This window comes from Verrucomicrobiia bacterium, from assembly GCA_019694135.1.
Taxonomy (GTDB): Bacteria; Verrucomicrobiota; Verrucomicrobiia; order JADLBR01; family JAIBCM01; genus JAIBCM01.
The window spans coordinates 274,396-295,207 of the sequence record JAIBCM010000001.1; the positions used below are offsets into that span (position 1 = coordinate 274,396).

21 protein-coding genes are annotated in these 20,812 nt (G+C 41.7%); 13 read left to right on the forward strand and 8 right to left on the reverse strand.

The annotated features are described in order from the left end of the window. Nucleotides 1-12: 12 nt before the first annotated feature. The 3 genes from K1X66_01350 to K1X66_01360 are packed head-to-tail and all read right to left on the reverse strand — an operon-like array spanning nt 13 to nt 3,195. Complete coding sequence (locus K1X66_01350; GenBank protein MBX7157021.1) at nt 13-1,032, reverse strand: radical SAM protein; 1,020 nt, start codon at nt 1,030-1,032, stop codon at nt 13-15. After that, nucleotides 1,029-2,174, reverse strand: a complete 1,146-nt coding sequence (locus K1X66_01355; GenBank protein MBX7157022.1) for a hypothetical protein — start codon at nt 2,172-2,174, stop codon at nt 1,029-1,031. The genes K1X66_01350 and K1X66_01355 overlap by 4 nt, the downstream gene beginning before the upstream one ends. Further along, entirely contained in the window at nt 2,164-3,195 is a 1,032-nt protein-coding gene (locus K1X66_01360) for an NAD-dependent epimerase/dehydratase family protein (protein MBX7157023.1), read from the reverse strand. The genes K1X66_01355 and K1X66_01360 overlap by 11 nt, the downstream gene beginning before the upstream one ends. 28 nt (nt 3,196-3,223) lie before the next feature. Here K1X66_01360 and K1X66_01365 point away from each other — a divergent pair, with 28 nt between their 5' ends. Genes K1X66_01365 through K1X66_01410 form a run of 10 tightly spaced genes read left to right on the forward strand, consistent with a single transcriptional unit; the run spans nt 3,224 to nt 12,429 of the window. Next, on the forward strand, nt 3,224-3,940 hold the full coding sequence (locus K1X66_01365; GenBank protein MBX7157024.1) for a ChbG/HpnK family deacetylase: 717 nt from the start codon (nt 3,224-3,226) through the stop codon (nt 3,938-3,940). Further along, on the forward strand, nt 3,904-4,680 hold the full coding sequence (locus tag K1X66_01370) for a hypothetical protein (GenBank protein ID MBX7157025.1): 777 nt from the start codon (nt 3,904-3,906) through the stop codon (nt 4,678-4,680). Before K1X66_01365 ends, K1X66_01370 begins: the two co-directional genes overlap by 37 nt. Before the next feature lie 4 nt (nt 4,681-4,684). Continuing rightward, nucleotides 4,685-5,887, forward strand: a complete 1,203-nt coding sequence (locus tag K1X66_01375; protein MBX7157026.1) for a beta-ketoacyl-[acyl-carrier-protein] synthase family protein — start codon at nt 4,685-4,687, stop codon at nt 5,885-5,887. Further along, nucleotides 5,877-6,932 carry a hypothetical protein gene (locus K1X66_01380; GenBank protein ID MBX7157027.1) on the forward strand — a complete coding sequence of 352 codons (1,056 nt, stop codon included), beginning with the start codon at nt 5,877-5,879 and terminating at the stop codon, nt 6,930-6,932. Before K1X66_01375 ends, K1X66_01380 begins: the two co-directional genes overlap by 11 nt. A gap of 28 nt (nt 6,933-6,960) precedes the next feature. Then, entirely contained in the window at nt 6,961-7,164 is a 204-nt protein-coding gene (locus K1X66_01385; protein ID MBX7157028.1) for an acyl carrier protein, read from the forward strand. Nucleotides 7,165-7,167: 3 nt separating this feature from the next. Next, nucleotides 7,168-8,448, forward strand: coding sequence for a tryptophan 7-halogenase (locus tag K1X66_01390; GenBank protein ID MBX7157029.1), 1,281 nt, complete (start codon nt 7,168-7,170; stop codon nt 8,446-8,448). Between the two features lie 12 nt (nt 8,449-8,460). Further along, the gene (locus K1X66_01395) at nt 8,461-10,539 is read left to right on the forward strand and encodes an MMPL family transporter (GenBank protein MBX7157030.1); all 2,079 of its coding nucleotides are present in this window, start codon (nt 8,461-8,463) and stop codon (nt 10,537-10,539) included. Continuing rightward, a complete protein-coding gene (locus tag K1X66_01400) occupies nt 10,536-11,420 on the forward strand; it encodes a lysophospholipid acyltransferase family protein (GenBank protein ID MBX7157031.1) in 885 nt (294 codons plus the stop codon). Before K1X66_01395 ends, K1X66_01400 begins: the two co-directional genes overlap by 4 nt. A 32-nt stretch (nt 11,421-11,452) precedes the next feature. Then, nucleotides 11,453-12,019 (forward strand): outer membrane lipoprotein carrier protein LolA, encoded by a 567-nt coding sequence (locus tag K1X66_01405; GenBank protein MBX7157032.1) that lies wholly within the window; start codon nt 11,453-11,455, stop codon nt 12,017-12,019. After that, nucleotides 12,016-12,429 carry a hypothetical protein gene (locus K1X66_01410; GenBank protein ID MBX7157033.1) on the forward strand — a complete coding sequence of 138 codons (414 nt, stop codon included), beginning with the start codon at nt 12,016-12,018 and terminating at the stop codon, nt 12,427-12,429. The genes K1X66_01405 and K1X66_01410 overlap by 4 nt, the downstream gene beginning before the upstream one ends. Here the strand turns inward: K1X66_01410 and K1X66_01415 are convergent. The 3 genes from K1X66_01415 to K1X66_01425 form a co-directional block, all read right to left on the reverse strand. Next, nucleotides 12,421-13,731 (reverse strand): acyl--CoA ligase, encoded by a 1,311-nt coding sequence (locus K1X66_01415; GenBank protein MBX7157034.1) that lies wholly within the window; start codon nt 13,729-13,731, stop codon nt 12,421-12,423. The two genes, K1X66_01410 and K1X66_01415, sit on opposite strands and share 9 nt — an antisense overlap. Before the next feature lie 9 nt (nt 13,732-13,740). After that, nucleotides 13,741-14,544 (reverse strand): pyrroline-5-carboxylate reductase, encoded by an 804-nt coding sequence (gene proC, locus K1X66_01420; GenBank protein ID MBX7157035.1) that lies wholly within the window; start codon nt 14,542-14,544, stop codon nt 13,741-13,743. Nucleotides 14,545-14,608: 64 nt separating this feature from the next. Beyond that, nucleotides 14,609-16,153, reverse strand: a complete 1,545-nt coding sequence (locus K1X66_01425) for a SurA N-terminal domain-containing protein (protein MBX7157036.1) — start codon at nt 16,151-16,153, stop codon at nt 14,609-14,611. A gap of 64 nt (nt 16,154-16,217) precedes the next feature. Between K1X66_01425 and K1X66_01430 the strand changes: the two genes are divergently transcribed. The 3 genes from K1X66_01430 to K1X66_01440 are packed head-to-tail and all read left to right on the forward strand — an operon-like array spanning nt 16,218 to nt 17,947. Next, nucleotides 16,218-17,030: a MotA/TolQ/ExbB proton channel family protein gene (locus K1X66_01430; protein ID MBX7157037.1), complete on the forward strand. Its 813-nt coding sequence runs from the start codon at nt 16,218-16,220 to the stop codon at nt 17,028-17,030. Beyond that, nucleotides 17,027-17,509, forward strand: a complete 483-nt coding sequence (locus tag K1X66_01435; GenBank protein MBX7157038.1) for a biopolymer transporter ExbD — start codon at nt 17,027-17,029, stop codon at nt 17,507-17,509. The genes K1X66_01430 and K1X66_01435 overlap by 4 nt, the downstream gene beginning before the upstream one ends. 3 nt (nt 17,510-17,512) lie before the next feature. Then, on the forward strand, nt 17,513-17,947 hold the full coding sequence (locus K1X66_01440; GenBank protein MBX7157039.1) for a biopolymer transporter ExbD: 435 nt from the start codon (nt 17,513-17,515) through the stop codon (nt 17,945-17,947). On the opposite strand, the gene purL is transcribed toward K1X66_01440, so the two are convergent. Continuing rightward, entirely contained in the window at nt 17,944-20,124 is a 2,181-nt protein-coding gene (purL, locus tag K1X66_01445) for a phosphoribosylformylglycinamidine synthase subunit PurL (protein MBX7157040.1), read from the reverse strand. The two genes, K1X66_01440 and purL, sit on opposite strands and share 4 nt — an antisense overlap. Next, the gene (purQ, locus tag K1X66_01450) at nt 20,121-20,786 is read right to left on the reverse strand and encodes a phosphoribosylformylglycinamidine synthase subunit PurQ (GenBank protein MBX7157041.1); all 666 of its coding nucleotides are present in this window, start codon (nt 20,784-20,786) and stop codon (nt 20,121-20,123) included. The genes purL and purQ overlap by 4 nt, the downstream gene beginning before the upstream one ends. Nucleotides 20,787-20,812 lie beyond the last annotated feature (26 nt).

Sequence of the window (20,812 nt, forward strand, 5' to 3'; positions counted from 1 at the left end):
GAGTCTCGAGAATTAGGCGGCGACAACTTCGGAAAAATTCGATTTTGCTTTTAAAAATCGAGTTAAGCTTTCGCCACTAGGCTCGCAGTGCGCCTGTTCGATTGCTTTCAATACACGCGCCTCATTCATGATAAAGCGATTACGTTTATAAAGAAGATAATCATTCCTTTGTGTTTCTGGAGTTAAATTAATGGTCACCAAATTTGCTCCAGCCTTTAGTGCTTTAGTATAGCCTTGAGTTCCGACAAGATTCATGGCGCTGACCGCGGGAATAATCCAATGGGGATTTTTTAATCGCATCCAAGCCAAACATTGTAAAACCGTTTCTAAATTTGCCACGGGTTCTTCGCGATAAGGTGTTTGATCACCCGGAATAAAAGGGCTAACACTCCCCCCGGCTAAAGGTAATGAAGAAAGCAAACGAAGCGTTTCTTCGATATATGCTTGCGTTTGGTGCGGCAATCCCAAAATAAATCCCGAAGAAACAAACCAACCCGTTTCCGCTAAAAATCGAATCGTTTTCAAACGTCGTTCAAAATTACCCGGCGCTTGAACTTGTTGATAATGCGAAGCATTACCCGTTTCCAATTTCAAAATGTAATAACTCGCTCCCGCCTCTTTCAGCTCCGCATAAAGACTCGTATCCAAAGTGCCCAAACAAACGCTAACACCTAAAGAAGTTTCTCTCTTAATTTCACGAATCAAGGGAAGAACAATTTCGCGAACCGCAACCGGATCCTCGCCCGCTTGCAAATTAATATCCGTCACGCTCGTCGGCAACTGTTCAAAAATTATCTTTCTTAATTGATCAAGAGAAAGACGATAACGATTTAAATCGCGATTCTCACGTCGCATGCCGCAATAACAACAGTTTTGTCGACAAAAATTAGAAACTTCAATCACCCCACGCACAAAAATTTTATTTCCAAAAATTTCCTGACGCAGCTCACCCCCTCGAGTAATAGGCTGGGCTTCAAAACCAATCCCTTCGAAATTAGTTTCGCGCCTTTTAAAAACTTTTCCTTCTTTCATACAACCTGTGCAATCTTATTTTTCCACCATTTTTTTCGGCCCCATTTGACCGGCCAGGGCAACCAACAAATCAGCCAACCCATAGCACGGATCAAACTCCATGCTACTATACCCCAAGAATGGCGCCATAGCATAATACAATTTACTTTCCTACATAAAATTTTGGCAAAAATAAACTCCATCAGCAACGTTATTAATATTCCTAATAGCCCCACTGCCCACTTTTGACTGATTCCCAAAAAAATAAACCAGCCTAATAATGGAAAAATAACAAGTTGAGCAGCAAAACCTGCGGGCTGGCACCACCGTATTGTTTTTTGCCAACGCAAATAATGTAAAAGCGCCGCTTGCCACTTTTTTTCTTCAGCTGTGGTTTCCAAAACAACTTGACCCACTTGAGTGCTATTCAACAGTTTTCCCAATATAAAATCGTCCGCTAAAGCACACCCCAGTGTTTCCCAAAAAATAGAATTTTTGGCTGCATCACCATGAAAAAATAAACTTGCGCCAAAACCCAAATCCTTCTTCTTTTTTCGCGCCAACGCCATAATGCCAGGAAAAAGTTCCACATTCACAAAAAGCGTCTCCAACATCGCCGGCACTGAATTAAAACGTCTAATCACATAAGCATGAGTTAAAAGCCGTCCCTCGCCTTGAGCAAATTCTTCTCGTGCTTTTTTCATAAAACCTGGTGGGGCGATAACATCCGCATCACTCCACAACCACCATTCTCCTTGAGCGTGAGCCGACAAAATCCGTTGCCACGAAATTTTAGGATTAGGAAACAAATCCGGTTCCGTTCGCCAAACGATTTTTACTTGTTTCCAAACATGAGAAAAAGTTAATGCCCATTGCTCTAAAATAGGTTGCCACAACTTTCGTTCACTCTCCCAAAATCCCAACAACACCTCACATCCTTCATCCAGTTGAGAGCAAAAAGATGCTAAGGCTTTTTCGATTCTGGCAACATTCTGATAATCAAAAATTAAAGGCACTGGCTTAAAAATGGTTAAAAACTCAAATTTTTTGCCTTTAGCATTTTCGGAGACGCCCATTTTTTTTTGTTTCACCAACCAAAACGCAGAACACCACCAGACAAATGCCAGCAAAGTCCAACCCCAAAACCATCCTTCAACTGACATGACGATCCACAGCCCAATCTTCCATACCGGAAAATTCTTGAGCCAAACGTTGTTGAAACCAAGTCACCGATTTCTTAATACTTTCTTCCATGGCTATTTTCGGTTTCCACCCCAACTCATCATGCGCCTTTCTTGTTTTGAAAAATTGAATATTCTTGGCTTGCCAGGCTGTTTCCAGATTTAATCGCAATCCCTGTTGACTCATCAAACTAACCGCCTCCCCCACCATTCCTCCCAACATAATCAAACCCCAAGGCAAAACCCATCGGGGCGCTGGTAATCCTGTTATTTTTGACAGTAAACCTAAAAATTCCTGCAACCACAAATTTTCTCCAGCCAAAATATAACGTTCTCCCAAACGTCCTTTTTTGCCCGTAGCAATCATGCCATCTGCTAAATCTTGAACATCCAAAAAGTTAAGTCCAGCACGACAAGAACAAGGAAAGCGACGCAACAAAAAATCGCGAATGATTTGTCCAGTAGGAGTCGGCCTTTCATCCTCAGCGCCAATCGGAGATGCCGCACTAGCAATAACTACTGGCAAGCCGCGTTTCGCCCAATTTAAAGCGATTTGCTCTGAGCGCCATTTGGAAAATTTATACACTGACCATTTTGGAATTTGATAAGGATAATCTTTTTCGGTTAAAGCCCGTGTAGGACCACTTAAAATTCCTGCAGAACTTAAATGAACCACCTGATTTACACGTGCTCGCCAAGCTGCTTGCATGATCTGTTCCGTTCCTCCTACATTTACCGATAAAACCTTTTTACGCCCTCGTAAACCAAATCGATAAATACCAGCCACATGAAAAATCGTAGCTACGTCTTGACATGCTCGATCCATTCCCACACCCGACTCCAAATCACCCTCCACAACGTCCACCGCCTTATCAAAAAGAGAAACCACCTTTTGAGAGGAGCGCGCAAAAAGGCGCACGGCAAAACCTTGCTCTATCAATCGACGCACTAAATGTCGACCAATAAAGCCTGTACCACCCGTTACGAGAACTTGCTCTGCCATAAATGATTTGGCATCCTAAAGAGTCTTTATGTCGAGAGAAATCTTTTTTACAGCAGACGATTTCGGATTAACTTCCGAAGTCAACGCTGCAATTCTCCATGCTCATTACCATGGCAAACTTCACGGAGCCGCACTCATGATGGGCCAACCCGCAACAGAAGAAGCCATCACTCTCGCTCGCAAAACACCTTCACTACAGATAGGATTTCATCTCCATCTTAACGATTCTCAACCTTTGACTTTGCAACGCTGGCCGTGGAAGCAATCACCGGTCAAAGCAGGTTTTGCCATCGGTTTCTCCTCAAAAGCCCGTGAATGGGTTCATCATGAAATCCAACAACAGTGGCAAGCTTTTCAAGCCACTCAATTACCCTGCGCTTTTATCAATGCTCATCATCATATTCATGCACATCCCTACGTCTATTTTACCTTACTACAAATAATATCCCCTCAATTTCGAGGCTGGATTCGTCTGGGAAAAACTCAAACCTTTAAAAATAAAGCCAATCTCCCCATAGTCCTGATGAACCAATTTTTTCGACTTTATAAAAAATTTAATTTTTTTCGTATGACCAATACTTTGTGGGGCGTGGATCGCACTTTTTGTATGAACCCTGATGAAATTCGTCAAACCATTGTTAGTCTCGGTGATGGATTGCACGAATTTATTTTTCATCCTCGTAAAATCCGCAATGATTTAGACACCGAATGTTTACTCGCTTTACGCTCCTGCTCCTTAGTTTAACGTTTTTTGGCTGTTCGCATCTTGCCAAAACAGAAAAATCGTCGAACCCCTTTGATTTTGAAAAAGATCACTTCGCATTCGCAAACGAAACCGTTTGGCGTTATGAAGCGGGTAAACCTTCTCTTCGAAAAGAAAATAAAAAGCGTTACACACGACGCTGTTTTGTTGTAGCACGCGCCGCACTGCAATTCTGGAAATTCGCAAAATTCTCACCACAAAAATCTAAGCTAACTCAAGATAAACTAGTCGAACGAGTTCGCCAAATTACTTGCATTCCTGTTTGGAAATCGGCCTTCTCAACTTCAGAAAAAATTGAAATCCCTGGCTACGCCAGTTTATACGAAGCCAGCCAAGAAGAGCCTATTATTTTCCAAAAAAATATTGGTCTGGGTTGGCCCACTTATTTTCGACCAGGGAATTTCCCCATTGTTTTGCCTCCAAGCCATTTTCAACAAGCTAAACTCTACAACTTCCTTCAAACCTCATTACAGAAAAATCAACCTGTGATCGTTTGGCTGATTAATTTTCCTTCTCTGAGCATCAATCATGCAGTTATTATTTTCCAAGTTACATTTCAACAAAATCGATATGATTACCTGGCTTACGATCCCAACACCCCGCAACGCCCATTAATACTTTCTTACTATCCTCATGCGCATCAATTTAGTTTTGAAAAAACTTTTTATTTTCAAGGCGGCAAAGTTCAAGCTCGACCTGTTTACTTGAGTCCCTTCCAATAACACTATGTCCAAAACAAAAGTCGTAATCACTGGCATGGGAGCGGTCACGCCATTGGGGAATGATTTATCCACAACTTGGACAGAGTTAATTCATGGAAAAAGCTCACAACGACCCGTTACGCTTTTTGACGTTTCGCAATGTCGCTGCCAAAACGCTTGTGAATCTCAACTTCCCTCCCCACCCATCAATCGCAAGACAATATCTCGACTCTCTCGAGCTTCCCGCTTAGCCATTCCCGCTGCGCAAGAAGCCCTCTCACAAGCCGGCCTCTCTTCTCTTTCTTATCTGCCTATTAGTTTGAGCACTACAGGCGGTGGCATGACATTTGGAGAAACTTTTCTTAAAAAAATTTTAACCCATCAAAAAGGAAGTCTTTTAGGGCTCGTAGCTCGCTACCAACCTCAACAACAATTGCTGGATCTTCAGGAACAGCTTAATATCTCAGGGCCTTCCATGATCATAGCCAATGCCTGCGCCAGTGGCGCTAATGCCATTGGCCATGCTTATGATATGATTCGAGCCGGTCAAACGGACTATGTTTTAACAGGCGGGGTGGAAGCGCTAACGGAATTAATTTTTGTCGGTTTTGATTGTCTACAAGCCACTTCAACTGAGGTTTGTCGTCCATTCGACAAAAATCGTTCCGGCCTCATTTTGGGAGAAGCAGCAGCTTTTTTAGTTTTGGAATCCGAAGCTTACGCTAAAAAAAGAGGCGCTAAAATTTTAGCAGAAATAATCGGCTACGGTCACAGCACCGACGTCCATCATCTGACCCAACCTGCGCCTCAAGGGCATGCTCTCTTCCAAGCCATGCAAAGCGCTTGCAAATCTGCTAAAATTGATCCGCAAGAAATTCATTACATTAACGCTCATGGCACGGGCACATCTTTAAACGACTCCGCAGAAACTGCTTCTTTCACCCATTTTTTTGGTGAAACATTCGCTCAAATAAAAATGAGTTCCACCAAAGCCCAAATGGGTCATACCTTAGGCGCCGCAGGCGCTATAGAAGCTATTTTTGCTGCAAAAACTTTAATGCATCAAAAGCTACCAACTCAAATTAACTTAAAAAATCCTATTCCAGAAATCGCCTCGAGTTTAGTCACAGCCTCTGATCCCTTCCAACCCATTCATATCACCATGAGTGTTAATTTAGGATTTGGCGGTTCCAATGCTGCACTTGTTTTTCGACGTTATGTTAACTAACTCTTTTTCTTTAGCCGTTTGCGGCCAAGGTGCGGTTACCCCGAATGGAATCGGTGTGCATTCGCTTTTTCAATCGGACCCTTGGCCTCTGCAAAAAATAGTTTCTCTCCGAAATCCTGACAAAACGTTTCCGGTTTACTCAATTAATTTAAAAGAAGAGCATTGGAAGCGATGGCAACAAGAGCCACGTTTGCGACGTGCAAGTCCTTTATCTTTTTTTATGATGGAAGCGGCACATCAAGCGCTTGCTAGCGAAAGTGATGTCTCCCGAAAAAAAATAGGTTTAGTCGCAGCCTTTAATACAGGTTGCATTTCTTATAGCCGACGTTTTTTTCAGGGGGTTTTAGAACAAGGCCAACGTTTTGCCAGTCCCGCACTTTTCCCGGAAACGGTTTTCAACTCTCCACTAAGTCATGTGGCCGCTGTGCTTGGAGTAAAAGGCGCTTGCTATTCCATCGTCGGCGATCATACGGCCTGGGTCACTGCTATACAGATTGCAAAAACCTGGCTCCAAACCTGCGGCAAGGAAACAATGGAAAAAGTTCTCGTCTTAGGCGCTGAAGAACTAGATCCCATCGCTTGTGAAGCTTATCATTTAGCAGGCTGGTTTAAAAAAGGATGGGTTCCTACCGAAGGCGCTGGGGCATTTTTATTAAAGCGCGCTTCGGTTTCTGATAAAATTTGCATCACCCAAATCCATGAAGGATATTCTTACCGCAATCACCAGCAAGCCAAGCAACAAGCCAAAACACTTTTTGAAAAATGTTTGCCACATCATAAAACTTTAACCAGCGCACAGCGTAATTGGTTTAATCCTATCGAGACCGCTTGCTGTAAAAACTTACAAATTTTAACTCAATCCTATGCCTATTGCGGTGAGGGATTCACTGCCTCCGCAGCCTGGCATAGCTTGCGCGCGATTCGGCAATCCCACGAGTCTACATCACTTTTTCAACCCATATGGGGATTAAACCAACAGATTTCCGCTTTGGAATTTAGTATGAATTGTGATAGATTGGAAAATGCTTCAAGTCAGTCTCGATGAATTAAAACAGCTTTTGATAGAAAACTGTATGCTTAAAAATGATCTCTCTAGCGTTCAGGAGCAAACTCCGTTGTTTGGCCCAGAAAGTTTGGGGTTGGATTCCATTGACGCTTTACAATTAACCGTAGCGCTCGAAAAAAAATATGGCGTGTCCATCCAAGACCCTAATCTTGCGCGCGAAATTTTTCAAACCCTTGGCACTTTGCGCGATTGGTTAAGGCGACAACTCTGATCTATGGCTCCCGCTTCTCACACTTACGACGTCGTGATTATCGGCGGTGGTCCGGGGGGCAGTACGGCAGGTGCATTGCTTGCTCAAGCCGGGAAAAAAGTTCTCATCCTAGAAAAAGAAACGTTCCCACGATTTCATGTGGGCGAATCTTTAATTCCCTATGGCAATGATATTTTAAAAGAATTAGGAGTATGGGAAAAAATTGAAAAGGCTGGTTTCATGCCTAAGTGGGGAGCAGAATTTTGTTTAGGCAATGGATCGAAATTCCAACAGTTTTGGTTCGGTAATAGTTTGGGCGAATGTTATGCCAAAACCTTCCAAGTGGACCGGAGCCGATTTGACAAAATCCTATTGGAACATGCTGAAAGTTTCGGCTGCGAAATTCAACAAAAAGCCCAAGCAACGCGCGTAGAATTTCATGATGATTACGTTAATCTGGACTACAACGATGAAAAAGGCTCGCATCATATTACTTCTCATTGGCTAATTGACGCTTCAGGTCGCGATAGTTTTTTAGGCAAACAACTTCAACTCCCCAAACGAGAAACACAATCTTCCAAACGCATCGCTATTTTTGCCCATTTTGAAAATGTTTTCCGAAACGAAGGAAAAGCAGCAGGCCATATCACAATTGTTCGACTAGCTAACGGTTGGTTCTGGTTCATTCCTCTTACCGAAACCAAAACGTCGGTGGGTTATATTCAAGCGTTAAACGATTTCAAAGAAAACCGGTTGCAGCCCGAAGAAAGCTTTCAACAAATCATTCAAAAAGAAAAAGAGTTACAAATGCGTCTTCATCAAGCCAAACGCGTGGGCGAATTTCATGTTACCAGCGATTATAGTTACCGCTTTATTTCATTTGCTCAACCACGCGCGCTTATGATCGGTGACGCCGCCGGTTTTGTGGATCCTATTTTTTCTTCCGGCGTCATGATGGCATTAAAATCGGCCCAATTAGCAGTCAAAACGCTTTTAAAAGTTGATGCGAAAAAAAGCGCGTTATCGACCGCGTCGCAGCAAAAATATACCCATCAAGTTCGTCATATGATGGAAGTCTATGTTGATATGATTAATGCTTTTTACGATCAAGACGCATTCGAAGTTTTTATGCATCCTACTTCACGATTACAGCTCCTGCGAGCAGTTTTAGCCGTCTTAGGAGGGCACACTGATTTTTCATTTGCTTTTTGGTGGCGCTTGAAACTTTTTTATTTTTTGGGTCGTTTGCAACGATTTTTCCCTTTAGTTCCTCGTCTCAATTTTTCTCGAACTGCCACCTCTTGATTTCTTTTCTTCATGAAATCTTGGAAAATTCGTTGGACTGTTATTTCGCTTATCTTAGTAACGGGATTATGGGCCATCAAAACATTGCGCTTTCAAACGGAGTTATTACCTCTATTCCCAACAGGGCTGCCTTCGGTAAAACAACTGGAAGAGGCTCAGGAAAATTTAGAGTCGGACAATGTATTATGGATTGTTTTTGACACTTCGGAAGATCAAGTGCCGTGGGGAGAAAAAATTCTCTCTTTAATCGATTCGCTACAAAAACTTCCTTCCGTTCAATCGGTTGAGAAATCACCACAAGGCCCGCTTCCTATTAGCACACAATTAGCTTTAGCAACGATTTTATTGTCAACCAACCCATTTCAAGATTTGGTGAATGCTTTGCAACCCTCTCATCGCTCCGAACGTTTAGCAAAAACATTAGAACAATTTGCCGGCGGGTTAGAAGAAAGTGAGTTGGCTAGGTTACGATTCGATCCTTTGCGCTTGATCGATTTTTTTCCAAAAACTTATTCTTTTCCAAGCAATCGACCTTTGCTGCTCAAGATTATTGCCAAAAAAAATTTAAAAAATTTTGGGGCTGCACAACAGTTTCGAAATGAAATAAAACAAATTGCACAACAAATCGAACCTGATTTTTCTTCTCACGCTTTTCTGACAGGTCGTCCGGCTTTCGTTGCGGAAATCTCTCAAGCCATGCAACGCGATATGATCGTAATGCTAATTTTCACTCTAGCTCTCGTTTCTTTAGCATTTCTCGGCTTTTACCGATCCCTAAAGCCGTTGGGTTGGATTCTTCTTTTACAAACCTTGTCATTATTATGCGGTTTTATTGCGGGTCGTTTCATTTTTGGTGAACTGAATGTTTTGAGTTTAGGTTTTGCGTCTATCTTGCTTGGTGTAGGAATGGATTATTGCATTTTAGTTTATCATCATTTTGCAACAGGTCATTCCCTTAATTCCCCCTCTTGGAAAATGTTGCGTCATGGAATTTGGTTAAGCGCACTTACCACTGCAGGCGCTTTCGGAGTTCTTTATGTTTCTCACTTTCCCGGTTTGCAACAACTCGCTGTGTTAGTGGCCATTGGTTTAATTGCTACGGCAGGTTTTGCCACAGAATTTTTAAGCGTCTGGCTGGAAAAAAAGAAACTCAATGCGCCTCATTGGATTTTGCAAGGCAGCGAAAAAAGCGCGCAATTTTTACAACATCACACTCAAACAATCCGTTGGGGATTTTATTTATTTTTAATATGCTGCGCTTTTGTTTTCGTGAAGTTTCGTCATTATCCATTTTATCAAAATGACCTTTCTCAACTTCAATCCACTCATTTGGAAGCTTATCGTGGACAACAGCTACTCTCCTCACAATTGCCTGCCTTATCCTCCCAAATTCACTCATTTGTCGAAGCGCTAGAAAAAAATCGGGGAAATTGGGTGCCCATTTCTGAGACTTCTTTTTTTGCAACTTTCGAAAAAAATGGGCTCGACCGCTCCTGGGGAAAATTAACCTGGGAAGTTATTGAAAAACTCAACGCATGGCATGCAGGAAATTCCCAACTTACCTCCTTGATCCGTAGCGCAAATGCCTGGCCCCAATTACAACGCGACTTGAATCACGTTGCAGTCGAAGATTTCAAACGATTATCGTTTGCTATGCTTGCCATTTTAGTGACACTTTGTGCTATCGCACATCGAAAAATTAAATTAGTTTTTTTAAATCTTTTTGCTTTAATCACCGCGCTTGGCTTGCTTGCAGTCTTTCTTTTCTTGGGGCAAATCTCCATGACTTTAGTTTCTTTGTTAACTATCCCTTTATTAATTGGTTTAACGATCGACTATAGTCTGCATATCTTGCTGGCTTTGGAACAATATCACGGAAGTTTTAAGATGACTTATCTCCATTTAGCCGCACCCGTGACTCTTACTGGTCTATCATCACTTATTGGTTTTTCTGCGCCTTTATTAAGCAGTCAACCCGTTTTACAAAATTTTGGAATGGTTATGGATCTTGGAATTTTAGCAGCAGTCATAACTGGCCTGATTCTATTGCCAGTGTTTTATGAAAGGCTTTATCATAAACAATCCTCATGAGCCATCCTCATTACTCGCGCACTTTTTATCAAGCCGTCTGGTTTCATTGGGCAAAAAGATTAGCGACCTTTATTCCACGCCGAATACTTCGATGGGTTGGCTACCAAGCAGGACTCATTTACTCACACTTTCACTCTGCTAAAGTGCAAGTGGTTAAAAAAAATCTGGCGCTTATTCACGCCTCCACCACTTTCCAAAATGCCCAAAAAGTTTTTGGAAAATTCGGAGCTTGCTTGGCTGACTATTTTTATTTGAGTCGTTATGCCAATGAAAAAAAAATTGAATTGATTAAGAAAAAAAAGGGCTATGAATATCTCGTATCTGCTTACCAAAAAAAACAAGGCGCCATTTTAGTGACAGCCCATTTAGGATTATTCGAACTCGGGGGAGTTGTAATGAATGAGCTCGGTTTTCCTATGGCAGTGCTAACTTTACCTGAACCCAATCAAGCTCTCACTCAATGGCGCGCCAATTATCGAAAACTGTGGAAGGCAGAAACTATCACGATTGGTGACGATCCTTTTTCCTTTCTGAAGGTATTAAACTATTTGAAAGCCGGCAATTTTGTCGCTGCGTTGATTGATCGCCCTTCGTCGCAAAAAAATATTCCCGTCCGACTGCCTCATGGCGAAGCTTTCTTTTCCGGCAATATCTTGCTCATCGCCTTATTGGCGCAATGTCCCGTTATCCCAGCAGTAGCCGTAGCAGAATCAACGGGTTTTTATGAAATGGAAGCTTTTGAACCTTTCTACATCGAAAACCAAGGCACTCGCGAAGAAACCATTGCTTACTACACTCAAAAAATTGCCGATGTTCTTTTGCCAACAATATGTCATCATTACGATCAATGGTTTCAATTCGTATCTTTATCTTCTGTTTAGTAACCAGTCTTTGCTGCACAGCTCAAGATCCTGTGTCAGATGCAGAGCAAGCTCGTCACGAAAAACAATTCACGCAATATCAACATTCCACAAAAACTTTTACCGCTGCTGTGCGCCAAATTCTTCATTTAAGTGGCATGAAAAAACCTGTGGTGAGTTTGGGCAGAATTTATTTTCAAAACCCACAAGGCTGGCTTTTGATTCGCTATAGTAAGCCAGCCGAAGAATTTATTCTATTGCGAGATGGTAAACTTTATCTGCAAAAAAAAGATAAACCATTAAAAATTCAATCGCTTAATCGCGAAAATAGTTTCGCCATGATGCGCCGTTTTTTTCAAGAAGATGCGCAATCCTGGAAAAAAGATTTTGATATTGCCATGTTCGAAGATGAAAAAAATTTAATCATTTCACTAACTCCAAAGAGAAAGGAAAAAACCTTACCACTCGTAATCCAAACCCGTGTGAATCGACAAACCTTTCTTCCACAACAAATCCACCTGGTTTTTGAAGGTGAAAACGAAATCATTTACGAATTCACACAACCCCAGCGCAATGCAACCTTGCCTTCACAGCTTTTTGCTCCACCAGATGCTTCATGAACTCACTCACCCCTCATGGTCCGGGTTTTTCATTTGTTGACTCCTTTGTTTTGGATGATTCTCAAAAACAATTAACTGCCAAAAAATGGCTTGATCCGAAACTTTCTTTTTTTGCCGATCATTTTCCCGAAAAACCTTTAATGCCTGGAGTTTTATTGGTAGAATGTGCAGCGCAAGCAGCAGGAATTTTATGGAGCGCACAACAAAAATTAAATCAACCTGCCCCTTATGCTCTAGCTCAAGTGTTACCATTTCGCTTCATTCAACCTGTTTTTCCAAACCAAATCCTATTGATTGAAGTAAAATTAGAAAAAGATTTTGGCGCTTTAGCCCAATTTCAAATCACGCTCAAAGTCGAAACCCAAGTCGTTGCTGAGGGCAGGCTCATACTCAGCGCTTCACTACATTAAGCGTAAAAGTTTTTTCAATTGATTGACGTCTAATTTCCCGCGGACTGTTCGAGGCATTTTGGGAGTTACGATTATTTTCTTCGGCATTTTCCAAAGCGGCAGTTTTTGATATAGGAAACGCCAAATTTCCTTTTCGTTGCATGAACCTTCCACGATTACAACAAAAAATTCCCTCGCTTTATCCTGATAAGGCATGGTCAAGATCTCAGAAATGTTTTTTTCGGCACGCAATAAAAGTTCAATTTCTTGAGGATTAATTTTTTTTCCACCCACATTAACCAAAGGTTGTTGACGTCCCAATAACTCAAGCTCCCCCCAGCGATTCCACCTCCCTAAATCATGAAGCAAAAAGACCCTATTAAAAACAGCGCGACTTTTAACTTGGATTCGCTCCAGAGGCATGATTTTCACTTTCACTCGATCCAACGGTTTGCCAACGGAACGACCAGATAAAGTAGCCAAACCGGTTTTATCATAACAAATGCCGCCAGTTTCGGAAGAACCATAGAAATTATGAAGTTTTAATTCAAACTTCTTAAAAAAATGTTGAGCCACATCGCAAGAAAGACGCGCCCCAGCTGAAACAACCAAGCGCAGCGGCTTCAACGATCGCACAGATGGCAATTCATTTAGCAATTGAAAAATGGTGGGCACGGAAGGAAAAATTGTAACTTGGAATTGTTTAATCCATTGAGGAATCTGAGCGGGCAAAAATGTTGGCGCGCTTACGATGGGTGTGCCTTGCAAAATCAATGGCATAATTAAATTGCCCAATCCATACGAATGACCAAAAGGAATCAAACCTAAATTGATATCGCTACTTTTAATTTTCATCGTGGAAATAATTTGTTGCCCATCGGCAACCATGTTTTGCGTAGAACAATAAACTTTTTTAACTTTACCCGAAGTGCCAGAGGTTAACTTGATCAGACAACTATTTTTCTTAGGAAATTTTATTTGTTTAAAATCATATAAGCCGTGATCTTGCCACAAAAAATGAGCTCCCAACTGTTTCGCTACATTCCACTGGGCAGATTGAGATAAAGTATTGTCTAAAGGTAAAGCGATTGCACCAGCTTTTTGAATCGCTAAAAAAAGCGTTAACCAATCCATCCCGTTTGGGAGGCAAAAAGCGACTTCAGCCTCTTTAATTTTTTGGAATAATGATGTTTCAGTTAATTGTTCAACCCTTTGAGTTAACTCTTGAGCTGTAATTATTTGATTCAACGATGTATCGATGAAAATTTTCTTTTGGGGATAACGATTGACCGTCTTGAGCCATTGCTTCCAAAGTTGTGACATAGCTTTTTATCAAGCCAAAGCAGAAAGTTCTTTGGAGCGACGTGTCGCGGCTTGCACTGCTTCGACAAAAGCTTCATGCATATTACGATTTTTCAAAACTTGTAGCGCTTCAAACGTTGTGCCACCTGGACTCGTTACCGCTTCACGCAACTCACTCAAAGACTTACCTGTTTCTAAAACCATTTTTGCAGCACCCAACATAGTTTGTGTCGCTAATTTCAATGCTAAATCATCAGGCAAATGTTGAATTGCAGCGCGATCCAGTAAAGCTTCTAAGATAGCAAAAAAATAAGCCGGCCCACTGCCACTTAAAGCCGTGACTTCATTTAACCATGCTTCCGGTACTTGTTCCACAAGTCCCACCGCGCTAAAGAGTCCTTTCACAACCATTGCATCTTTTTCTGTGGCACGAGCCCCCAAAGAAAAAACCGAAGCTCCTGCACCAACTAAAGCGGGAGTATTAGGCATAACTCGTATTAATCGCGTCGTAGCATGAACCAAACTTTCTAAACGCGCTAAAACAACACCTGCGGCAATTGAAATAAATAATTTATTTTCCAAAGACGATCCGATTTTTTCCAAAAGCGTTTTAACCTGCTGCGGTTTCACCGCTAAAATAATAATTTCCGCATGCTCAAGCATTCGACGGTTATCGGAAAAGGTCTTGGCCCCCGTTCGTTTTTCAAAACTGGCCCGTGCTTCATCGGCAGGATCCGAAGCAAAAACATGCTCTGAGGTAAGAACTTTTTTTTCAATTAGGCCATGCGCTAAAGCCGTGGCCATACGCCCGGCACCAAGAAAGGCAACTTTCATAATCTTAGTTTATCCCTTTTACCAGACTAAGCGCAAGCGGTAAGGTCTTCAAATTCCTTCCCTCTTAACCCGATTGCGACTGTGAATAAATTTCGTTACCCTTTTGGCGCATTGCAGTAACTACCCATTCTTGAAATTGTAATTGCCTTTTCTGATCCAGAAGCTGTTGTTTAATTTCCTCTTGTTTTTCCGCATCCACTTTAGGCTCTTGACGTGATACGAGATAAACAAAAAAGGCGCCATCTTCCTTGCGCTGAGGCGCGCTGATTTCGCCTGGTTCTAGTTGAACCGCAACATTTTTAAAACGTTCCAATTCCCTATCCTCTTTTGTTTTATTCTTTTTCTCCTTTTCTTCTCTTTCTTCTTCTAAAGGAACAAAGGCTGGAATTTTATGAGTTTTCAATTTCAGTTCAGCCACAGCTTGATCAAAATTTTTTCCGGCTTGCATCAAGTTAGCTATTTTTTGGCGCATCTCATTAGTGGCTTTCAAAGCGGCTTCTAAAGAGCGTTGTTTAATCCAATCATTGACCACTTTGCCTCTAACTTTTTCAAAGGATTGAGGTTGAGACGGACGTAATCCACTTAGATGTAGAACATAAAAACTGTCATCCACTTGCACCACTTCGCTATCCGGTTGTTCATTATTTAACCCAAAAGCTGCAACCACAAATTCCGAATCCTCAATAAAATCTTTTGGTGGGTTTTGATAAGTGAAAAATTCTGTTTCTTTAATCTCGTAGCCATTTTCCTTAGCCAGCGCCTCGAAAGAAGGCGCCTTTTTTTCTTCATCTCCTAATAAGGCAACCGTAAAATTAACTGCCGCTTCACCCAACTTATTCAAAGCTTCCTGTTTTTTTTCTTTTGGCAATTTGCTCGCAATATCCGGTAAACGAAATTGAATGTATTTCACTTTTCGCTCTTCAGGCGTGCTATAAATTTGCAAATTTTCCGAGTAAGCTTTTTTTAATTCTTCATCGCGAGGCACAATGCCAGCCGTATAATCGGCTCGATCAAACTCAACAGAAACCAACTCAGTTTTTCCGTATAATTTTCCGGCGTAATGCTTCACTTCAGCAGGAGCTACTCGCGCCGAAGAAACAATCAAAGCTGTCATTCGTTCGTTTAAAACATGATCGCGCACCATCTCATGAAACTGCACCTCATTGAGTCCCATCGCAGGCAACCGTTTTTGCACAAATTCCAAATATTTTTCAGGTTGGTAAGTGCCAGTTTTTTCGTCCCAAAAAATGGGCATTCGTCGAATGGAATCAGCAATTTGCTGATCCGAAACATTGATTCCAAGCTGCGTGGCTTTTTCAATTAACAACAATTGTTGCCAAGCCATAGTTTGCAAATGCTGGTTGAGCTGCTCACTAATGGGAATATCATGACCACTCGTTAAAAGAAGATAGTAATACATTCTTTGCATCACTTTTTGATATTCCTGCAAAGAAATTTCTCGCCCGCCAATTCGACCTATTTTGGAATCTGTTCCGTGAGAATAATTATCTCGAAAACTGTAAGTGCCCCATAGCGAAAAAGAGACCACAACAATAATCACCAAAGCCCATAATAAAAACTTGGAACGTTCACGCATCAAACGAATCATAACTTATACTCTCCTATTAACAGCGTTGACCCTTTGCCCAGACTTCGTTATAGCGATAAGCTGTATGGTTAAGACAAAAGAGCATCACTTACCCTGCGATGATGCTGGGAGTTGGCACAAAATCAAGCGCATTCCCAAAAGGATTTATCCCATCATTAGTTTTTTAATCTTTTTTAGCTCGCTATTTCAGCTTTTAGCGCAACCTGCGGAACTTTCTCACGTCTCACAAAAAACATTCCGTGAAGTTTGGCAACAAGGAGGACCTGTTATGTATTTGCTAGCGCTGGCCTCTATTTTTACCATCGCGCTCGTTGTGGAAGGTTTTTTTCTTTTGCGTTTCAAAAAACTCTGTCCTCCAGAACAAATTCAAAACAGTAAAACGTTAATTCTCCAAAATCGATTTCAAGAATTATGGAATCAATGCCAGGAACACCCCAGTTATCTTAGTGCATTATTAAAAGCGGCTTTAAGCCGATTGGGACGCGGACATGACGTGGTGGAACACGCCACACAAATGGCCGCTTTACGACAAGCCACACTTTTGAAATCCCGCATTTCTTATCTTTCCGCCATCGGCGTCGTCACTCCCATGATCGGACTGACTGGAACAGTTATCGGAATGATCAAAGCCTTCGCCGTTTTAGGCTCCGCAGGCATCGCCGATCCTGGCGCACTCTCGGCAAGAATCGCTGAAGTGTTAACCGCAACCGCCGGAGGTTTGGTAATCGCTATTCCCGCTTTCATCTTTTTTTATCTTTTGAAAAATCGGCTTATTACAGTTTTAACTCTCGCAGATGCCACCATCAATGATCTCATCGATCTCATTCCTTTGGAAATCATGAACCATGCCAAAACTGAATTCACTTTTTCTGCATGAAATTTCGTCACTCTCCCTTTCTCACATTCATCGAAGAAGAAACGGATTTGGAATTTCAAATCACACCCATGATCGATTTGCTGCTCGTTCTCCTTATTTTTTTTATGGCGATTACCACCACAAAAATTTTAAGAAACGACACCTCGCTACAATTACCTCATATTACGACAAAACAATCCCAAGTAGAAAATGAGCAAATGGGTCAATGCGTGATTAATATTGCCTGGCGAGAAAAGGAAGAGGAACTCACTTTTTCTATCGACCAAATTCCCGCACGCACCTTGCCAGAGCTCAATGCAATTCTTAACCAAAATTATCGCGCCTTTCAAAAAGTTCATCCCGAAAAATCTTACGAAATTGTAATTCGCGCTGAAGAAAAACTACCCTACCATTTTCTTCAAAACATTCTACAACTTTGCCAAAAAAGTGGATTCCGCCAAATTACCTTTGCTGCAATCCCTCAACCTACAACAAACTAAATTATGGCACTGGGCGGTTTAGGAGTTGAATCGGAAGAACACGGGCTCCAAATTGCGCCACTGCTCGATATCCTTTTTGTTCTATTACTCTTTTTCATGGTCATGGCCGCCTCGCAAAAAATCGAGCAAGGACTCAAACTGCAACTCACTTCAACCGGCACCGCTTACAATCAAGATAAACCCACAGTCCCTATTTTTCTAAAAATTCATTCAAACTTGCAAATTTATTTCAATGAAAATCCAATTGACTCAATTTCCAGTCACGAACTACCGGCACTTAAAAAACGATTGAGTACCATTGCAAAACTTTATGGCACTCAACACCCCATTCTCATCCTTCCCGAAGCCAATGTGCCCTACCAACGCATCATCGATGCGCTCAATGCCTGCACACAATCACAGATGCAAAATGTTCAACTCAACACCTCCTCGCCTTAAGAAAAACTGCGAGACAAAGCCTGTTCCCAACTTTTTGATAATTCCACTATAGACCATTCAAAAAAATGCTTTGATGAACGAACCATCAAAGACTCACCACCTACCTCACCCAATAAAACGATTGGCACATTTTGCTCCTTACATAATTTTGTAATCACTTTTTCATAAGTCGGATCGAAACTAATCACCACACGTGAAGGACTTTCGTTAAACAAAACAGCCTCGATATTTTCCTCATTGATTTCAATCGACGCCCCTAATTTATCTCCTATCAAACAACACTCCGCCAGGGCCACGGCTAAACCGCCCTCTGAGCAATCATGCGCACTTTTTATTAAACCATTTTGAATTGCCTCAAGAACTGCGCTTTGCACTACTTTTTCTTTTTCCCAGGAAACTTTTGGACATTTTCCTTCGGCCAAACTTTGCAATTTAAAATCACAATAAGAACTCTCTAGCGCCTCACCCCAACCCCCTATTAGCGCAATGCTATCTCCCGGCTTTTTAAAGCCGACTGTCGTCACATCTTTTTCCCTCTCAATCTTCCCAACCATACCGATAACGGGTGTTGGGAAAACTCCACCTTGAGAAGATTCATTATAAAAACTAACATTTCCACTGATCACCGGAATATCCAACGCGCAGCACGCCTCAGCCAAACCTTTTACCGATTCTTGAAACTCGAGGAATCGATCAAGATTTTGCGGATTTCCAAAATTTAAATTATTCGTCACAGCTAGCGGCCTAGCACCAACACAACACAAATTTCTCGCGCTTTCTGCCACCAATAACTGCGTTCCTTCAAAAGGATCCAAATGACAATACCAACCATTTCCATCCATGGTTGCCGCCAAAAAAATTTCATCCTGATCCAATCGCAATCTCACTACTGCAGCATCACTTCCCGGAATTATCTGGGTCGCATTCCCCACATGATAATCAAACTGCTCAAAAATCCAACGCTTCGAAGCAATCGAAGGCAAGGCTAACATCTCCAAAAGTGTTGCACGACAATCCAAAGATGGACGCTTTTGTTGAAAAACTTGCTTCTTCGAAGAAAAATTCAAAGACACTTTTTCTTTTAATGGAAATCCTTTTACCAAAAACTTTATGGGCAATTTTGCTACTAAATCATTTTCAAAGCATGCCTGAAATTCCTCTTCTACAATCACTTCACCCAATATCGCCGTCTCCAATCCCCAACGCTTACTAATCGTTTTAATTTTTCTCACTTCATCTGGTTTCAACACAAAAACCATACGCTCTTGAGATTCGCTCAACAAAATCTCGTGAGGCAAAAGTTTTTCATTAGAAATAGGAACCCGATCTAAATTCAACTTCGCCCCTCGATTTCCTCGTGCCACCAATTCTGCCACGGCATTCGCCAACCCCGCAGCGCCCATGTCTTGAACCGCCACGACATCGCATTGCTCAAAAATTTCCAAACACGCTTCAATCAAACATTTTCCCTTAAAAGGATCACCTCTTTGAATCGAAGATGAATTTTTTTTATCTTCCCCCAAAACCTGCGAGGCAAAACTGGCGCCAGCCAATCCTTCCCGCCCTGTCTTCGCACCCACGTAAACAATCACATCTCCCACTTGTTCTACAGAACTTTTTTGAATCGAGTTTTTTTTCACAATTCCCAAGCACAAAACATTCACTAAAGGATTATGTTCATAACAATCATCCGCAAAAAGTTCTCCACCCATCGTCGGCACACCCACACAATTTCCATAATGCGAAATGCCTTTAACCATTTCGCTCAAATGATGTCGCGCTCGATGTGAAGTCAAATTACCCACGCGCAACGAATCCATCAAAAAAACAGGTCTCGCACCCATCGCCAAAATATCCCGTAAAATACCACCAACGCCGGTCGCGGCTCCCTGAAAAGGTTCCACAGCACTGGGATGATTGTGAGACTCCATTTTAAAAGCCACTGCCCAACCTTTCCCAACATCGATCACCCCCGCATTTCCCTCGCCCGCTTTTACGAGCACCGACTTTTCTTCACGCGGCAACTGTTCTAAAATTTTTTTCGAACTTTTGTAAGAACAATGCTCACTCCATAACGCAGAAAACAATTGCCACTCCACTTCGTTCGGCTCACGAGCGAGTGTATGATAAATTTTTTCGCACTCTGCCTGAGAAAGAGAAACATTTTCTGGCTTCACAATTTACTTTCCAAAACTTGAGTCACCAAATTTTTCCAAAAACGAAGACCATCAGGAAACCCCAAAGTTCTTTCAGGGTGCGGCATCATTCCAACCACATTACCCTTTTCATTGCAAACACCTGCAATTTGATTCACCGAACCATTCCCTAATGCATCGCAATAACGAAAAACGATTTGTTCTTTTTCTTTTAAACTCCGCAAAGTTTTTTCCTCCACCCAATAACATCCTGCCGCATGCGCAATCGATAAATCTAAAACATCTCCCACAGACAAAAAATTCATAAAATAAGATCGATTTTTTTCTACTTTTATCTTGGCCTCGTGACAAATAAATTTCCCTTGCTGATTTTTACGCAAAATTCCTGGCAATAATTGACACTCACACAAAATCTGGAATCCATTACAAATTCCCAAAATTAAACCACCGCTCTCAGCAAATTTTTTAATTCCAGACATAATGGGAGTGGTTGCAGCAATCGCCCCCGGCCTCAAAGAATCCCCATAAGAAAATCCTCCGGGCAAAACAATCAAATCATAATTCCTACATTCGGAAATATCATACCAAAGATAATCCGCATGTGCACCCAACTCTCGCGTGAGCACCTCAAAAACATCGCGATCGCACGTGGAGCCAGGAAATTGAACAATGCCGATTTTCATTGGTAAATATTAACCAATTTTTTTCA

Excerpts from the sequence above, each read along its gene's own strand:
- K1X66_01350 (MBX7157021.1), bottom strand. The coding sequence starts at position 1,032 with ATGAAAGAAGGAAAAGTTTTTAAAAGGCGCGAAACTAATTTCGAAGGG.
- K1X66_01355 (MBX7157022.1), bottom strand. The coding sequence starts at position 2,174 with ATGTCAGTTGAAGGATGGTTTTGGGGTTGGACTTTGCTGGCATTTGTC.
- K1X66_01360 (MBX7157023.1), bottom strand. The coding sequence starts at position 3,195 with ATGGCAGAGCAAGTTCTCGTAACGGGTGGTACAGGCTTTATTGGTCGA.
- K1X66_01365 (MBX7157024.1), top strand. The coding sequence starts at position 3,224 with ATGTCGAGAGAAATCTTTTTTACAGCAGACGATTTCGGATTAACTTCC.
- K1X66_01370 (MBX7157025.1), top strand. The coding sequence starts at position 3,904 with ATGTTTACTCGCTTTACGCTCCTGCTCCTTAGTTTAACGTTTTTTGGC.
- K1X66_01375 (MBX7157026.1), top strand. The coding sequence starts at position 4,685 with ATGTCCAAAACAAAAGTCGTAATCACTGGCATGGGAGCGGTCACGCCA.
- K1X66_01380 (MBX7157027.1), top strand. The coding sequence starts at position 5,877 with ATGTTAACTAACTCTTTTTCTTTAGCCGTTTGCGGCCAAGGTGCGGTT.
- K1X66_01385 (MBX7157028.1), top strand. The coding sequence starts at position 6,961 with ATGCTTAAAAATGATCTCTCTAGCGTTCAGGAGCAAACTCCGTTGTTT.
- K1X66_01390 (MBX7157029.1), top strand. The coding sequence starts at position 7,168 with ATGGCTCCCGCTTCTCACACTTACGACGTCGTGATTATCGGCGGTGGT.
- K1X66_01395 (MBX7157030.1), top strand. The coding sequence starts at position 8,461 with ATGAAATCTTGGAAAATTCGTTGGACTGTTATTTCGCTTATCTTAGTA.
- K1X66_01400 (MBX7157031.1), top strand. The coding sequence starts at position 10,536 with ATGAGCCATCCTCATTACTCGCGCACTTTTTATCAAGCCGTCTGGTTT.
- K1X66_01410 (MBX7157033.1), top strand. The coding sequence starts at position 12,016 with ATGAACTCACTCACCCCTCATGGTCCGGGTTTTTCATTTGTTGACTCC.
- K1X66_01415 (MBX7157034.1), bottom strand. The coding sequence starts at position 13,731 with ATGTCACAACTTTGGAAGCAATGGCTCAAGACGGTCAATCGTTATCCC.
- proC (MBX7157035.1), bottom strand. The coding sequence starts at position 14,544 with ATGAAAGTTGCCTTTCTTGGTGCCGGGCGTATGGCCACGGCTTTAGCG.
- K1X66_01425 (MBX7157036.1), bottom strand. The coding sequence starts at position 16,153 with ATGATTCGTTTGATGCGTGAACGTTCCAAGTTTTTATTATGGGCTTTG.
- K1X66_01430 (MBX7157037.1), top strand. The coding sequence starts at position 16,218 with ATGGTTAAGACAAAAGAGCATCACTTACCCTGCGATGATGCTGGGAGT.
- K1X66_01435 (MBX7157038.1), top strand. The coding sequence starts at position 17,027 with ATGAAATTTCGTCACTCTCCCTTTCTCACATTCATCGAAGAAGAAACG.
- K1X66_01440 (MBX7157039.1), top strand. The coding sequence starts at position 17,513 with ATGGCACTGGGCGGTTTAGGAGTTGAATCGGAAGAACACGGGCTCCAA.
- purQ (MBX7157041.1), bottom strand. The coding sequence starts at position 20,786 with ATGAAAATCGGCATTGTTCAATTTCCTGGCTCCACGTGCGATCGCGAT.